Below are 15,489 nucleotides of genomic sequence, written 5' to 3'. Positions count from 1 at the left end.
AACGAATATCAGGGGTGAATTATTGCGCCAGTGTTTTGACTTCCGCAGGTGTCAACGCCCGATTGAACACGGCAATTTCGTCCAGGCGTCCTTCCCAGTTGGATTGATTGTCTGTTCGTCCGCCGAAGAAGAGTTGTTCGAGCATTGGCCCTGGTTTTCCGGGAGCCGATTTCAACTCGATCTCTGGCTTGCCGTTCAGATAGACTTTCACAGAGTCTCCGTCACGGACCAGAGTGACCTGACTCCAAGTCCAGCGTTCAATGGTAGTCTGCCCGGCGTGGGGTTTGCGGTCGCTGCCGTTCATGAAGACGAGCTTGCCGGGAAATTCGGTTCCGCCCAGTCCCAGATGATCGCCGTAGGCGGCGAGTCCATGGTTGGGGCCCTGGGAAAACATCCAGCCGCAAATCTCGCGTGCATCCAGAGGCATCCCGTTCCAGATCCAGAGCGAGATGGAATACTGGTCTTTCAGATCATTGATGCGTGCCTGCAAACGGTTACCGGCAAAATGGACGGCCCGGTTTGTTTCGTCTGCCTTACAGAACGACTTCGATTTAGGGCCTTCCAGGAAATACGCAATGGCCGGTTCATAAATCGCATCGCGCTGATTGCCGGAGGCGTCACGGGCACGGGGACCATTGAATTCGTCCAGTCGCCAGTAAGCGGCGGGCTTCAATGCCAGAATCGCTCCCGCAGCCGGTCCGCGGTTTTGTTGATAAAATATGCGCCGCTGGTTGCTGACCTTCTCCAGCAGTTCCAGGTCGGACTCCACAATGCGCGGTTCAGCGAGGACTTCCAGTCCGGCAGAGCGGGCGGCCCAGGTGTTATAGCCGCCCAGCAGATGCTGTTCGGGAGGGGGAATGTATCCATCGCCGCCGTTGGCTAGTTCGATGACCATGGTTTTGGCGAGCGGACTTTGCCGTTTCAATTTTAAACCGGTCAACGCATACGTTTCGTTCGGAGTGGTTGCGATGGCGATATCGCCGATGCGGAGAGCCTGTGTGACGATTTCCGTATTTTGGCGCTCGTGCAGGATAACCTGTTCGCGAGCGTAGATTTCTTCCTGGGTTTTGGGGAGGCGGTCGCCTAGTTCTTTCACAATTTTTTGTGACCATACCAGGAGTTGTTTATTGGGGACGCGATAGTTCATCTGCAGGCGGTTCTCCTCCATTGCGATGTCTGCGTCTTGTCTGTATTTGATGTTTTTGTAGGCTTGTAAGGTGATTTTGACGAGGCCTTGTGCATATTCGTTGATATCGTTGGTGAAGGCCCACTGGTCTTTGGGTTTGGTATAGTCGCGACGATAAATGTCACCACTGCAGCCATGCGACATGATGGCGACGAAAGGGGGCGCGTCTTTGTCGACTTTCTTTCCCAGTTGATCCTGCAGGCCGTTACAGTACAAGCCAAAATAGTCAGCACTCAATGAAGCATCACCGAAGTAATGCATGGAAAAATTAGCCAGCAGGGCAATCGGGCGTCCATTGGGAGCCCGGAAAGAGATCAGAGACAGTTCCGGGTCTTCCGGTCCTGATTCGCCAACGGCATTGTCCCAGTTGGTGCCGGCGTGCATGGTGGCGCGGACAGTCGGATTGCCGAATGGATCGTTTCTCAGGCGGTCGGGACGCAGAATCCAGCGCCTCAGTGCGGTGTAGTCGGCGGCGTTTTCCGATCCCCAGCCGACTTGAGCCGGTTCCAGATTCGCTTCGGCGGCTGCGATGGCATCGACCAGTTTTCCTCTGAGGAACGGTACATATTCGGGATCCGCGTCTGTGCCTAAACAGGCCAGACTGGAAGGAGCCGAGTGGGCATGTGTGGCAGAAATCAGGATATGGTCTGCAGGAATTTTTGTCCGTTGTGCAGTTAGTTTTTTGACTTCATCCAGGAGTGGACGCGGCAGCATGCAACTATCGACTACGACGATGGCAAGACGTTCTTCGTCGTCAGCGACCACAATGGCGCGTGCATTGATTTTGGTTTTGACCGTACTCACGCTACGACTGGTCATGCTGCCATTCACGAGTACGGGGAATTTGGTGGGGGTGACATCGACGATGACAGCCCCAGCTTGAAGTTCCGCAAACACCTGGGTGGGAATGAGTAAGGCAAAGGCGGCGAGCAGGAGGGGGGCGAGTGACGATTTCATGTGAGGATCCTTTTTGAATGTCAGCCAGTAAGGTGTGTTTGATAATGCATCACCAATACTTCGAGTATAACTTCCCGTATCACAGAGTGGAATGGGTATAATTAAACTTCTTAAGTAAAAGTTTCACGTTAAATAGACATGAATTTCATACTGGAAATCGGTCCTTTCTGAGAACGGAGGCCACTTCAGGAAGTTGGCTTTGGAAGGCGTCAATAAGTAGTTCCTGACGCTTTGGAATTTTAATCTTGATGAAATGTGTTATTCTCAGAAATGCCCTTGGAAACCGAATTGATGATCCCTTACTAAAGGATGTTTGATCAAGATGATTACGGAAGAACCACTTCGGACCGACCCTTACGTTGGATGTAGATCTCTCTCGACAATACTCGTTATGGTAGCGTTGTTTCAGAATTTCTCTTTCGCGGATGAACTAACTGCAGAAAATAAAAGTGATCCAGCAAAGCGATTGTCAAAAGATGAAATCCATCAGGTCTGGGATACGATCAAGACGACTGAGTTTCCGGATACCAAGCAGGTGCCTGCAGGCTCGGAAGGATACTGGATTGAAGTCATGTCTGTTGGTTTTGATGAATTAAGGAGGGTCGTCGAATCATCTAATCCGCGGGAAGGGTTGAAATATTTCGTTGATCAATTTGGAAAAGAGGGAGCCCAAACCGATATGCGTTGGTTGGTCGCGGCACGGTCTCAGCTTCTCCCAGCCAATCGAAGAGTTAAACCAGCTAATGCTGATGGCCAACCGATATTGCGGCGTGCACAGATAATCTTTGCTGAACTGCAGGTTCGTCAGTTTTTGAAAGAACCCAAGTTATTGGCACGGTACTACCAGTCTGTCGTCTGGTTTGAAAATATGTTTGATGATCTGTTTTTTCCGATTCTTCTGGGGAATCTCTATCGCAACATGAAGGAAGACAGTTCGGATGATAACTACTGGTGGTATGCGCAAAATTTTCTATTGCTGGCTCATGCAACCGGACGGGATGATTTGTTGAAAGATGTTAAGCCGGAAAAATTGAAACCGCGGTTTCAGCAGTGGTTCAAGTGGTTCCGTTTCAATGGGATGTATTTAAGGCCTGCACCCAATTCGTGGTACTGGGAAATAGATAAAGGTGAGAAGACACGACAGGAAGGATATATTCCCTTTGTACTTCATCAGGAGCTACCACCATTGAAGGTGCGTCCCAAGTATCCTTTTCCTGACTGGAAAGGTCCCAAGCCAACAACGCCTGCGAACTACCGTTCGATGGAATAGAATTCAGAAACATGGGGAAAATGTCGACGAGAGGGCATCTGGTTATTTACTTTTGAGTTCGAAATTCGCTTCGTTTGCACCAGCTTGCTCAACTTTTGCTTTTAGACCACTGGTAGTTCGGCTGGAGTACTTTGCCGGGATCTTGGTGGCTGTTTTTTCCTTGGGCTTTTCTGCCAGAGCCATCGCGTTTTCTTCTTCTACCACTGGTGGGGTGATAGTGATTTCGTAGGCAGAACCGATGTCTGCTTTGGGAAACGTGATCGAATACTGACCGTTTTGATCCAGGTTCGCGTAGGCACTTTCCCCCGTTTTGGGAGACGTGAACTGAATGCTGGCCTGCTTGAGAGGGGCACCATCCAAGGTTACGGTGCCTTTGATTTCAACCGCAGGACGAGAGTCAGTATCCCCGCTACAGCCTGTCAGTAACACAATCGTCGAGAGCAGGCAGGCATTGAATTTCAACAGATTAAATTGCATTTGAAGATTCCGGTTAAAAAAATCGTGATGTGATCAAAGTCGAGTCTGATCGCATCACGTGAGGAAGTTATGTTCTCAAGCAGACAATACAGGTGATGGTTTTACCATTCACCAATGGTCTGACCATCGTCGCGGACGCAGAGCCGCTGGATTACTACCAAGTCTGTGTTATCGCTGAGAAAGCGGGTGGCGCCATCTCCCAGCAGGACATGCACGCCGCCGGTGTGATGCGAAGTCAGGGGGGTGTTCCAGTCCCATTTGGCGTTTGCTTCAGCGCCGGTCGAAGTCGGGTTTGGGTTGTGATAGACTGAAGTCACTCCGGTACCAAACCTGTGCAACATTGGTCCGGCGGCGATCCATTGTGTCACCGTACCTGAATTGCTGGTGCCGGCCCAGCCGGACGTATAGATGGATTGCATCAGTTTCGGTGTGCCTGTTGAACTGCGTGACTGCTCTCCCACAATGATGGTGTTGGATGATCCGTCGGTAATATCTCTCATCCCACGGCATTCATTAATCAACAGGCAGCCTGTGTTGGTGGCAAAGCTGTTGTACTGTGTTTCATAAAACACATTCGTGCGTCCTGCCGGATCGGGATAAGCGCCCATGATCCCGACATACTGATGCCCCTGCGATCCCTGTCCCTGTTCGCCATTCGCATATTCGAACTGGGGAGAAGCGCTGGAAGGGCACATGAAAATAGGAGTGATGATTTTGTCTTTGAAGAGCAGAGTGTCACCATTATAAGTTCCGCCGCCCCCTTCCCAGAAATCAACATCACTGCCTGGGCGGGTTTTGGCTTTTTCGTAGATGTTGGCCTGATCCATATAGGGCAACAGTGCAAAACGCCAGTTGTTAGGCTGATCATTAGGGTAGCGTGAACCGATCGGCAATTTCGTGTACACGTCGTGATAATTATGCAGAGCAAGACCGATCTGCTTCATGTTATTTTTGCATTGGCTGCGGCGGGCTGCTTCCCGAGCCTGTTGAACGGCAGGCAATAACAGGGCAATCAGAATTGCGATAATGGCAATCACGACCAGAAGTTCGATTAAGGTAAATCCTGATGTGCGCGTACTGCGCAGAGGATGGACTCTCATGAAATCACCTTTGATAGTATGTAGGGAAGGAATATACAGGGAGGATACATTGAGAATAGGCTGAACGAGCGATAACCAATTGTGTAACTAGTTTATCGTGCCCGTAGGAGGAAAATCAAGTAAGTAAATTTAACATAATAATAGTCTTGGCTGAAATAATACTGTAATTTGTGGTGATTTCATCATTTATTATATGGAAATGACGTTAATAGCAGAATGCCCGATCCGATAGCAGAACCTCAGGATTGCTGCCGCAGATCTTCAGAATCAACGTAGATCGACTTCAGGAAGTGGGGATTGCAGACTACGAAAAAGACCAGATCTTCTTCGCCGATATTCGTGATACTCTGGTCTGTGTCAGGAGGGATGCGAACGACATCACCGGGATGGACTTCGGTTGGCGGATAGTCGCCGACTTCAACGAGACCGGTGCCGGAGAGCATGATATAACGTTCGAATGTGCCTTTGAGTCGATGAAATCGGGTTTTCTTACCAGGCTCCACTCGGGCTCTGGCCAGCGAGACTTCCGGATCGACATCGGGGCTCGACATTTCGAGGATGAAGCAACCTTCTTCGAAAAAGTATTCGTCTTCCTCTTTGGGGCGAGTGATGTGCTCCATGTTGCGGCTGCCTTTCATCTCGTCAGTGGCTCTGGCGGGGGAGATCTCTTTCGATTCATTTCGAAAATGAATTATGACAGAGTGGTCCGAGATCGTCAAAGATACCAGGGTGTGACTGCAAGAAAAAACTGCGTGTCCCTATTTAAGTAAAAGGAACACGCAGTGGAATGATTGTTTTCACTTTCTGAGAGCGAACGAAATTAAGTCAATTCAGACAGAATTCCATCGCCACAGAAATTGGGATTTCCGAATGTTTTTACGTGATGACCCATGCCGTGGGCCAGTGACATCAGGAAGCGGTTGTGGGGAACCATTTTGAATTGGAGAGAGCGTCCCATTTTGAAATCGAGCCCCTTACCGACGAGCACCAGCGGGACGTCGTTTAATGTATGGGAGTTTCCTTTACCCAGTTCGTTGGTCCAGACAACGAGTGTGTTATCGAGCAGAGTTCCTTCACCATTGGGCTCGGGAGTTTTATCCAGTTTCTGAACCAGGTAAGCCAGTTGCTCACAGAACCATTTGTTGATTTTGGTCAGTTTTTCCTGGGCATCTTTGTCACTGTCCGGCTTGTGTGACAGGCCGTGATGACCATCTTCGATGCCGAGCCACTTCATCCGTGCCTGACCGACCGAATTTGTATATTGCAGTGTGGCAACGCGGGCCATGTCGTTGGCCAAGCTGTTGACCATCAGGTCGATCTGCATTTTACTGGTGACAGGCATGTGATCGTTGTCATTTTTGACGCCCACTTCCTGCACGGGAACTTCGATGGACAGTTTTTGTTCCTGTCCCGCTTTGAGTTCCTGTTCCATTTGTCGCACATATGTTTCATGCTCTTCCAGCAACTGCTTGTCTTCGCGGCTGAGTTTGGTTCTGACCTTTTTCAGGTCTTCCCGCACATTATCCAGAATGCTGGCCAGACTTTTTCGGTCTTTCATCTGGCCGTAAATCTTTTCGAACATCTGATAGGGATCGTCAATCGGGGCAATCGGTTTGTTGGAACCGGCATAGACCATGCGGGTCCAGGGGTCTGCCCGGTGAGGCACGTTCACGCCAAACTCCAGTGAGCCAAAGCGGGTGTGAGTTTCCGGTTGACTTTGCAGAAAACGCTTGATTTCCTGGTCGACCGATTGACCGCTGGCCCAACCGGCGGGAGTATGCGAACCGCCTTGAATATTGCCGGGCAGCAATTCAATTCCGGTCAGCAGGCAGCTCATGCCACGCATGTGGCTATCGCCGTCACCACGAACGCGGTCTGCAACCCCTTTGATCACGAGCATCTGATCCTGATAGGCTTTCAGAGGCTGCATGATTTCTTTCAGTTCGAACTTGTCACCGACTTCGTCCGGCCAATACGTTTTAGGAACGATACCGTTAGGGCTGAACATGACGATCAGTCGCTGTTTACGAATGGCTCGATCTGCGGCAAAGCCGAGGCTGGGCAAATGCATGACCAGCGGCAGAACAGCCGTTGAGAGACCGAGTTCTTTTAAAAATGCGCGGCGGGATTGATATCTCATGGAATATCTCTTTCTCAGGAATGAGGTTGATGTAAGGCAGCAACCTTCATGATTTCGATCAGTAGCTGTTGAATATTATAGTCAGATTTTTCAAATTTTGTGGTCAGTTCTTCCCGAATATTTTTGCCATAAGCATTAATTGGCTGTTTGACAGCCTGGTGAAACAATTGGTCGACAAATGCTGCGTGGGCGTGATGGTCGGTGGCGATATGGGTGGCCAGATCCCGGGCTCCGTTGAACTTGACAGTTTCTCCCGAAACAGAAGTTAATTCAGCCGAGGCATTGATGGCTTTCTTGACTTCCTGTTCTCTATATCGGCCGATCGCGTCAAAGTGCTCCAAGCTAAAACCGAGGGGATTAATGATGCTGTGGCACGACATACAGGCGGATGGTTTGGTAATCAACGCGACTTTTTCGCGGGTGGTCATGCCTGGTTTGAAGTCGCCGTCTTTGAATTCTGTTGCCTGTGGGGGCGGTTTCAATGTTCGGCCCAGTAAACGCCGCGTGACAAACACACCGCGGTGAATGGGAGAACTCAAATTGTGATACGCGAAGTTGGCCATCATATACGGGTGCGTGATCACGCCGGCCCGCTTATCTTTATCGAGTGAGACCTTCTGGAATTCCGGACCCTCAGAAATTTTAACGTCGTAGACTTTGGCCAGTCGCGGGTTGAGGTAAACGTAGTCGGCGAGCAGCAACTGCCGATAGTCGGATGATTTATTCCAGACAACATCGTCAATAAACAGGTCGAGCGAGGTCCGCAAGTCAGAGACAACCAACTCATCGAATTCGGGGAAGAGCGCTTTGTCTTTAGCGAGTTCTTCTTTTTCGTCGAGTTGCAGCCAGTGATGGAAGAAGTAACGCAGCTTGGACTGGGCACGCGGGTCGCGCAGCATGCGGTCAGCCTGTTGCGCGATCTGGGCAGGGGTTTTCAGTTTGCCTGCTTTGGCTGTGTCAAACAATTGACGGTCGGGCATGGAATCCCACAAACCGTAAGAGAGCCGAGACGCGATGGCATAATCGTCTAACGCCGGATATTCTCGATCGGTATATAGAAAACGAGGTGATTTCAAAACGAGCAGAACGACACGTTTGACAGCGAGTTCAACGGCGGCTTCCTGTTTGAAATGCTGATCGACAAAGAAGGCCTTTTGCTCGTCGGTGAGGGGACGTCGAAAGGCGAGTTCGGCGAAACGATGACAGAATTTCTGAATTTTCTCTTTGCGATCTTTCGCGTCCGGTTTGGTGCCGGCCAGGCGATCCAGATGTTTGATTACGTCAGTCATGATCTCGATGGCAGCCGACGTGGTTGCTTCATCCCATGATTTGGAAACAGCAGTGCCGCGTTCATAGCCGGAAACACTGTCATCAGGCGGGAAGACAGTGGACGTAATAAAGGTTCCGGGTACCTGTTGCGGTGTGAGATTGCGTTGAGGAATGACTTCCTGCGCTTTATGGGGAGGCTTCCATTCGAGGACAACCGACGAAGACTTTTCTTTGTACTTGAACACGTGCAGCCGGATGGTGTAAGGCTTACCTCCCAGCAAACGAATGGTCGCCTTATGCTCTTTGGCGCGTCCCTGTGAACTGACCCATTCATCAATAATCGGGTCTTTCTGGTTCACCCACAGGCGGGCACCGTTTTCTGTTTTGAGAATGAATTCGTAATCGCCGGTTTCTTCTGCTAGGACTGAGCCTTCCCACTTCATGGAAAACTCTTCCGCGTTGGTGATTTTCTCGTCCGGTTTTTTGTTACCGAACTGGAAGTTGACTACGGGATCAATTCGTTTTACGACGCGCTTATCGCGTCGCATGCTGCGGCTGTCATAATATTCTGCATTGAGTCCGCGTTCCTTGCTGGTGACTTTGGCGTTTCCCAGAAAATGCGACAGCAAGTCAGATGTTGTGAACAGATACTGTCGTACGGTTAAATGTGAGAGTTGAACGCGTGCACTTTTATCAGCAGCGGCAACATGTTTGGCATAAAACCGATCGAAGACATATTGGGCAGCCCGTTTGGCATCGTCGCCCTGACAGAGTTCGGGATCTTCTTCGGGCATCGTTTCGTCGATGAGTGTGGTGAGTTCGACCAGCGTTTTCATGCCGTGAAACGGGTTGGCTTTGTCCGTCACACCTTGCCCGTTGGTAGCGTGACATTCAACGCACATTTTACGGTAGATCTGTTCGCCGGTGAGTGGTTTCGGAGCGGCAGCATACACAGTCTGAGAAAAAATGAGACAACAGATTCCCGATAGCAGACTAAGTGCGGTCATATGGAATCGAAATAGACGATGTTGCTGGCTGGCAATCATACTTGGCATCACACTTTAGGGCAGGAAAAACAGGTGGGAACTCTTTTGCGTACTGGCCTGAGCAGAGGCGAGGACGAATATGCTGCGTCAGTCACAGGATAGTGGTTTCTGTGACTGATCAACATATTGGTATTATTTTATTCTGTCTTGAGACCAGAGTCAAGTTGTGGAGAATGACACAACTCGTTGTATTTAATGAGGTTAGTTAAGGAATCTGTCTGTTTTCACTTCAGCAGGGGGGCCGTTTGTGCTTTGGAAGTGACTCCGGGGGGTAATTCCATGATCTGAATACTGCGAAACTGAATTTCGGCCCCTTCTGATTCAAGGCAGAGATAGCCTTTTTTGATGGATGCGTTTCGGACGCCGTTGACGAATTTACCGTTTACGGAAAGTTTGACGACACCATCGACACAAACGACATCGTAGACATTCCATTGCCCTTTTCCTTTACAGCGATTTTCGATTGATTTGCTGCGTGTACCCCGCGGGTTGTCGGGGATCGTGGTCAAGCCGTTGGCACCGAAAAGTTCGCCGTGCACATACGCGATTGGGGGCAAGGTGCCATCTTTTTTCTTGTGCTGATTCACCCAGTCGAGTTCCAGCATTTGGATTTCCATTCCCTTGGGTAAGCGTCTTCCTTCGGGAACAGTCCCTTCGCTCCAGGCAAAGACACCGGAATTGCCGCCTGCTTCCATGTGCCGCCATTCAACGTGCAACAGAAAGTTTTCGTACTGCTTATCGGTTCGCATGACGCCGATGGGGTGTCCCGTACAGATCAGCATGCCATCTTTGACGTACCAGGTATCTTTATCCGTATTCACATTCACCCAGCCGGTCAGGTCTTTGCCGTTAAACAATGGCTTATAGTGTGGCAGACCGTCTGCCTGCGCACCAGACAAGATGCAGAATAGAAAAAGGATAAAACTATACAGGGCGGCGATCATATTTTTCATGGTGGGAAGCTCTCCTGTCAGGATGCGATACATCAGGCTGTTGACGCGACTATAATAGGATCTTCTTTGACCTAACGATCATACATGTCGCACAAGAGTGAAACAAGGAGTGCTTCAGGATAAACGAGTGTACTCAGATTCAAAATGGTTTAGACAGAGAGGTTTCTGCTTCAAGCAGATATTGAGCCTGCCTCTCTTGAGAAAAATAAACCACTGGGCCTGAATTCGAACAATTTGTCAGCTATGAGCAGGGTATGCCCGGCTAAGTCAGCACTTCTCGAAATGAAAGCGTACTCTGGCGCAGGATGAAGCCATTTTGAGGCAGCCTGACGAAACGTGGATGAGATTTAGGTCTAGGTAGATTTCAATGATTGGTTTTGTTGTTATGTACATAGAGAACCCTTGTTTTTATGTGGACAAGATGTTATTGTGTACTTAAATGTGTCTGTGGTTAATTGTTCCTTATCTATGGAATGGAGAATTACTATGAAAAAATGTATGTTATTCGTGTTGTCTATCGTGGCCTTGGGCTATGTCAGTCATTCCATAGCGGGGCCCTGTTACACCGTAGGGAATGTAGGTCCTGCCACGACATGTAACTGGTCTGCGATTGGAAATCAAGGTCCTTGTCCAACTGGATTACAGCTTCCTGATACCATTCAAACATGCGGTTACTACACTTATGCAGTAGTGGTTCCGCTCGGAACATATGGGAATCAGGCTTCAGGTCAAATGTCACAAGGCAACGGGTCTTGGGTATGCAGAAAAGAAGTTCATTGCACAAAGAAAATTGGTACACTTAGTCCAATTTGGCCACCAGTAGCTCAGGTTTATTGTGCAGCTGGTGCGGCATCAACTTGTGGTACGACGACCGCATTTGGCCCAACGGGCGCAGCATGTCCTGCTGGTGGTTAACAGGATCGGAATTCAGTTAGCGGGCGGACAATCGGGTATCATGAGTTTTATCCAAAACTGGGCCGCCCGCTACTCGATTTATTCAGACGCCAGAAATTCTATTTAGGTGTCTGCCGACGTGAAGGGCTTTTATTAGTCCCTGTAAGTGGTCTTGGCGACTGAATGTCATATCTCCCCTTTTCGACCTTCTTGTCTCATCCAGATTCCTGGGTATGCAGGTGACGTATCATGACTTGGTATAGATTTTCCCTATTTCTATGGGCCGCGATTTGCTTTAACACTTCCAGTTCTGAAGGAAGTGATCTTTCCCAATTTTCGGCAATCCTGTCACAGGCTGATGTAATGTCTAAGAACTTTCAGGGAGAGTTCATTTGCCATAGTGGAGAGAGCGAAGATGATCGTCCTCTTGACTTTGATCTCAAGGGGTTGAAGCTTCAGTCTCAGGGGCGAATCTGGGTAGAGTCCGGTAATGTTGTTGTTGAATTCCTGGGAGGCAGTGAGATGACTGCTGTAGGAAAGGGGAGTCAGTATAATGACATCGAAGAGGTCTTGGCTCTGTCTGATGGCACAGCTTATCGGTTTACCGCAGTTGGTTCGACATTAACACCGTATGCAAATCTCCGAATTCAAGACCCTGGTAAATCCAATCTGATTTCGTCATCGATTAACGAGAATATTCTTGTTTATTTGAAGGCCATTACAGAGATTGGCGGCTTCCCGATCTCATCCGTATTGTCTGTTCCCAATTCTGTCGTTCGTGTTGATCCATCGAAAGGGTTCTATTCAGTTAGTGCTAAATATGATGATGCGACAAATCCGGCATCAATAAGTTATGAGCTTACAGTCGTTGGGAGTGAAGTGAAATGCAAGAGCAAATTGACGACAGGCATTCCCGCGCGTAGCCTTTCAATCGAATCATTGGTTGAAGCTGATTTAACTGACGGAGTCATTATTCCACGGCAGGTAGCGCGGAGACTATCCGGCCCGGGTTATGGTGTTGCCAGACGAGAGATTATGAAGTTTACACCCAAAGAGTTGGAGGGGCTCAAGTTCCCGATTACCTCTCAGTTTTTTAGACGGTATGAGAGGAACTTTGCAGTTTTGCAGGGGGAAAGTCAAGAGTCCTCAGAGTATGTTACAGCCACACCTGATAAATATATGAATCCCCTCCATGATCGTCTGAATCCAACATCAAAGTTGTCTGTGAAGTCGTCTGGTTCTTCGATCTGGATGATTTTGCTGATAGCCAATGCGATTCTCGTTGTTGCTCTATTTACCTGGTGGTATCGCGTTCGTTAAAGGGAGAAATGATGGGTAGATTTCTGGTTGGATTTCTGTCAGTGACAATTGGAGTTCTGGTGATTGCTTCTCTTTGGCGAGCCAATCGCTCTTCGTCGGCAGCTGTCTATGTCTCTCCTTCAGTCGAGCTTCTTGGTTCAGTTAACCCGGAAGAAAAAAGTGAGGTGTCCGTCACGTTTCGGCTCCACAACGCTACAGCAAAACCGTTAATGATTACCAACACGCTGACTTCGTGCGTGTGCACCAAGCTGGATGTCAGTAGCTTTATGGTACCAGCAGGCGAATATTCTGATATCACGATGTTGATCGAAACAAAAAAATTACGAGGGCATCACAAGATATCAGCCCAAGTCTGGACTGACAACCTGGAGTTTCCTTATTTTGATCTGGCAGCAACGGGTGACTTCGCAGCAGGCGACTCAATCAGTCCATTTTACGTGACATTGCCACCGGTAACTCCGGGGGAAAAAGTTTATTCTGAATTTGATATTCCGGGCCTTCAGATCGAGAGCGTTTCAGTTGATTCGATTTTTGATTCACTGAACGTGACTTTCGAGAATACCACGAATGATGAGAACGTAGCAACAAAGCTGATTTTTGACGGGATTGCACCGAAACAGATAGAATCCCACACGGCGAAGTTCAATGTCAGTTTTAAAGGCATTGATTCTTCTACAGGTGTGAATGTGTTTTTGACTGTCTTGAATCGTCTCAAGGCTTCGCCATCAGGGGTCAATTTTGGGTTGGTTAACAGGAGCTCTGAAGTCGAACAATCGGTTCAGATTGTTGATCGTCTTTCTTCGGAATTCAAGTCCGTTAAGCTTGAGTCTGCGCCTGATTTTATCTCACTTGCCGATGTCGGTCTGGTTGATTCAGTCGCGAAAGTGAAATTGAAATTCAAGGCATCTTCCCCTGATGAATTTTTCAAAGATCAGTTGCAGTTGTCTGTTACCTTAGATGATGGGACTGTCGAATCGATTCATTTGCCGGTGCAAGCGAGAATTATCTCTCAATAGATATGGATGAGAGTAATCGATATTTGGAGTGAAATAGCCGGTTTATCGAACCGGCTTTGCTAACTATTTCCCAAGCAAGGAACACACCTCATCGCAGTGCGATTTTCGGGATTACATTCAATCTAGCACATCCTTTGACATGCCAAGTATCTTGTTCTGTTTTCACATTTAATCAGCCTGTCAAGTTTTAGTTATCCAGCAATAGTTTGCAGAGTGGCAGATCTTCAGCTTGTGTTTTTGGGGTTAAAGAGTGGACCGGGCCAAAGTGCAGGTGGTTCTATTTTTCAGGGACTGGTTAGACTAGGGATTCGTAACTTCCCGATACGACAGACTAAGTTCTTTGCGCCACAATGAGCATACCAGGCACTAAACAAGTAGCTTACCGACCGGAGTGTTTTTTGTCAGGATTCAAACCAGCTCAGTCAGTCGTGTGCCTGCATCCAGCAGATATTGAGGCCGTCCTCGCGGGTCGGTGAGCGTGATTGCATGCGGATCAATGCCGAGATTATGGTAGAGCGTGGCAAAGATGTCTTTGTAGTGCACAGGACGCTGAATCACAGCGCTGGCAGTGCGGTCGGTCTTGCCGATAACCTGACCGGTCTGCATTCCGCCGCCAGCAAGAATTGCGGGTCCGACACGCGGCCAATGGTCGCGGCCTCCATTTTTCGAGTTGATGCGTGGCGTACGGCCGAATTCTCCCCAGGCAACAATGGTGACATCATCGAGCATGCCGCGTTCTTTGAGGTCGGAGACTAAGGTCGTGAGACCATGATCCACTAGCGGCAATAGCTGTCGCATCCGATTGAAATTGCTGGAGTGGGTATCGAAATCACTGATTGAGATACTCACACAACGTACACCTGCTTCGACAAGGCGGCGAGCGAGCAGAAATTTCTTTACCGCATCAGGGCCTTCGCTGGTGTAAAAGCGAGATGAGCTATTTTGTGGTGCCGGAGTATAGCGCGCTAAAGTTGCCGGATCTTCCAATGTTAAATCCATGGCATCTGCCAGTCGGCCCGATGTCAGAATGCTGACGGCCTGCTGAGAAAAACGATCCATCGCGTCCATCATGCCGCTGGCATCAACTTTGCGACGAATGGTATCCAGTTCGGAAAGTAAGGTCGTGCGGTTTTCCAGCCGCTCCATGCTCAACGATGGATTAAGCTTCAGGCTGACTTGGTGATCGGCGCCTAATCGCTTGAGTTCACCTTGCATACCTTTTTCGAGCTTACGCTGAAACAAGTCGGAGATATCGGGGCGGAAAGGTTGGTACGCGGGACCCAGAAACCCCGGACGTGCGCTGTTCCGAACTAATCCCCGTCCCTGCATGATGTCGACGAACGGAGGCGAGAGATCCTGCGGAGATCCTTTGAGTCGAGAGATAACCGAACCCATGGCGGGGCGACCGCCCACAGCGAGCATGTCTTTTTTCTTAAAGCCTGATTGTGTCTGAAACGCATCGTGAGCACCAGCTGAACCAACCAGTGATCGCACAAAGGCAAATTGATCGGCTTGTGCGGCAAGGCGAGGCATTAACTCGCATATTTTTACGCCGGAGACACTGGTAGAAATAGGTTGGAACTCGCCACGAATTTCAACCGGAGCTTCCGGTTTCAAATCGATCATATCCATATGCGGCGGACCACCATCCAGATGCACATTAATGATGGCTTTGTTGGAAGATCGGAGCCCCGACTGTTCTTCTGCGCGCAATAAGTCGGCTAGAGTCAGCCCGGAGAGTCCGAGTGCACCGATTCGGAGAAACTCTCTCCGTGATCTAGTCCGACTCTGCTGATTCTGTGCGCTTAAGAATGAAAGCATCTTATTCCTTTCCGGTTCTGCAATTTCCATCTGTATTTGC

At 49.2% G+C, this 15,489-nt stretch carries 11 protein-coding genes; 3 read left to right on the top strand and 8 right to left on the bottom strand.

Translation table 11 applies throughout. The features are described from left to right. Positions 1-19 precede the first annotated feature (19 nt). The gene (locus Enr17x_RS16000; RefSeq protein ID WP_145310416.1) at positions 20-2,143 is read right to left on the bottom strand and encodes a LamG-like jellyroll fold domain-containing protein; all 2,124 of its coding nucleotides are present in this window, start codon (positions 2,141-2,143) and stop codon (positions 20-22) included. A 466-nt stretch (positions 2,144-2,609) separates the two neighbouring features. Between Enr17x_RS16000 and Enr17x_RS15995 the strand changes: the two genes are divergently transcribed. Then, positions 2,610-3,413: a hypothetical protein gene (locus Enr17x_RS15995; protein ID WP_145310414.1), complete on the top strand. Its 804-nt coding sequence runs from the start codon at positions 2,610-2,612 to the stop codon at positions 3,411-3,413. Positions 3,414-3,455: 42 nt separating this feature from the next. Here Enr17x_RS15995 and Enr17x_RS15990 read toward each other — a convergent pair whose 3' ends face one another. The 6 genes from Enr17x_RS15990 to Enr17x_RS15965 all read right to left on the bottom strand — a co-directional run bounded on the left by Enr17x_RS15990 (position 3,456) and on the right by Enr17x_RS15965 (position 10,389). Beyond that, on the bottom strand, positions 3,456-3,890 hold the full coding sequence (locus Enr17x_RS15990; RefSeq protein WP_145310412.1) for a carboxypeptidase-like regulatory domain-containing protein: 435 nt from the start codon (positions 3,888-3,890) through the stop codon (positions 3,456-3,458). Positions 3,891-3,991: 101 nt separating this feature from the next. After that, a complete protein-coding gene (locus Enr17x_RS15985; protein WP_145310410.1) occupies positions 3,992-4,990 on the bottom strand; it encodes a DUF1559 domain-containing protein in 999 nt (332 codons plus the stop codon). A gap of 239 nt (positions 4,991-5,229) precedes the next feature. Continuing rightward, positions 5,230-5,610, bottom strand: coding sequence for a cupin domain-containing protein (locus Enr17x_RS15980; protein ID WP_145310408.1), 381 nt, complete (start codon positions 5,608-5,610; stop codon positions 5,230-5,232). Positions 5,611-5,810: 200 nt separating this feature from the next. Continuing rightward, on the bottom strand, positions 5,811-7,130 hold the full coding sequence (locus tag Enr17x_RS15975) for a DUF1552 domain-containing protein (protein WP_145310406.1): 1,320 nt from the start codon (positions 7,128-7,130) through the stop codon (positions 5,811-5,813). A 14-nt stretch (positions 7,131-7,144) separates the two neighbouring features. Continuing rightward, positions 7,145-9,454 (bottom strand): DUF1592 domain-containing protein, encoded by a 2,310-nt coding sequence (locus Enr17x_RS15970; RefSeq protein WP_145310404.1) that lies wholly within the window; start codon positions 9,452-9,454, stop codon positions 7,145-7,147. A gap of 215 nt (positions 9,455-9,669) precedes the next feature. Beyond that, positions 9,670-10,389 (bottom strand): 3-keto-disaccharide hydrolase, encoded by a 720-nt coding sequence (locus Enr17x_RS15965; protein ID WP_145314040.1) that lies wholly within the window; start codon positions 10,387-10,389, stop codon positions 9,670-9,672. Between the two features lie 1,425 nt (positions 10,390-11,814). On the opposite strand from Enr17x_RS15965, the gene Enr17x_RS15960 reads away from it, so the two are divergent. Both Enr17x_RS15960 and Enr17x_RS15955 read left to right on the top strand, forming a co-directional pair. Continuing rightward, a complete protein-coding gene (locus Enr17x_RS15960) occupies positions 11,815-12,612 on the top strand; it encodes a hypothetical protein (protein ID WP_145310402.1) in 798 nt (265 codons plus the stop codon). A gap of 8 nt (positions 12,613-12,620) precedes the next feature. Further along, positions 12,621-13,628: a DUF1573 domain-containing protein gene (locus Enr17x_RS15955; RefSeq protein ID WP_145310400.1), complete on the top strand. Its 1,008-nt coding sequence runs from the start codon at positions 12,621-12,623 to the stop codon at positions 13,626-13,628. Positions 13,629-14,036: 408 nt separating this feature from the next. Here the strand turns inward: Enr17x_RS15955 and Enr17x_RS15950 are convergent, their stop codons facing one another. After that, a complete protein-coding gene (locus Enr17x_RS15950) occupies positions 14,037-15,449 on the bottom strand; it encodes a DUF1501 domain-containing protein (RefSeq protein WP_145310398.1) in 1,413 nt (470 codons plus the stop codon). Positions 15,450-15,489 lie beyond the last annotated feature (40 nt).

The sequence above is a fragment of the Gimesia fumaroli genome, assembly GCF_007754425.1.
Lineage (GTDB): Bacteria > Planctomycetota > Planctomycetia > Planctomycetales > Planctomycetaceae > Gimesia > Gimesia fumaroli.
Note: the sequence above shows the minus strand (reverse complement) of the source record. Positions and strands in the feature narration are given on the sequence as shown.

Excerpts from the sequence above, each read along its gene's own strand:
- Enr17x_RS16000 (WP_145310416.1), bottom strand. The coding sequence starts at position 2,143 with ATGAAATCGTCACTCGCCCCCCTCCTGCTCGCCGCCTTTGCCTTACTC.
- Enr17x_RS15990 (WP_145310412.1), bottom strand. The coding sequence starts at position 3,890 with ATGCAATTTAATCTGTTGAAATTCAATGCCTGCCTGCTCTCGACGATT.
- Enr17x_RS15985 (WP_145310410.1), bottom strand. The coding sequence starts at position 4,990 with ATGAGAGTCCATCCTCTGCGCAGTACGCGCACATCAGGATTTACCTTA.
- Enr17x_RS15980 (WP_145310408.1), bottom strand. The coding sequence starts at position 5,610 with ATGGAGCACATCACTCGCCCCAAAGAGGAAGACGAATACTTTTTCGAA.
- Enr17x_RS15975 (WP_145310406.1), bottom strand. The coding sequence starts at position 7,130 with ATGAGATATCAATCCCGCCGCGCATTTTTAAAAGAACTCGGTCTCTCA.
- Enr17x_RS15970 (WP_145310404.1), bottom strand. The coding sequence starts at position 9,454 with ATGCCAAGTATGATTGCCAGCCAGCAACATCGTCTATTTCGATTCCAT.
- Enr17x_RS15965 (WP_145314040.1), bottom strand. The coding sequence starts at position 10,389 with ATGATCGCCGCCCTGTATAGTTTTATCCTTTTTCTATTCTGCATCTTG.
- Enr17x_RS15960 (WP_145310402.1), top strand. The coding sequence starts at position 11,815 with ATGACTGCTGTAGGAAAGGGGAGTCAGTATAATGACATCGAAGAGGTC.
- Enr17x_RS15955 (WP_145310400.1), top strand. The coding sequence starts at position 12,621 with ATGATGGGTAGATTTCTGGTTGGATTTCTGTCAGTGACAATTGGAGTT.
- Enr17x_RS15950 (WP_145310398.1), bottom strand. The coding sequence starts at position 15,449 with ATGCTTTCATTCTTAAGCGCACAGAATCAGCAGAGTCGGACTAGATCA.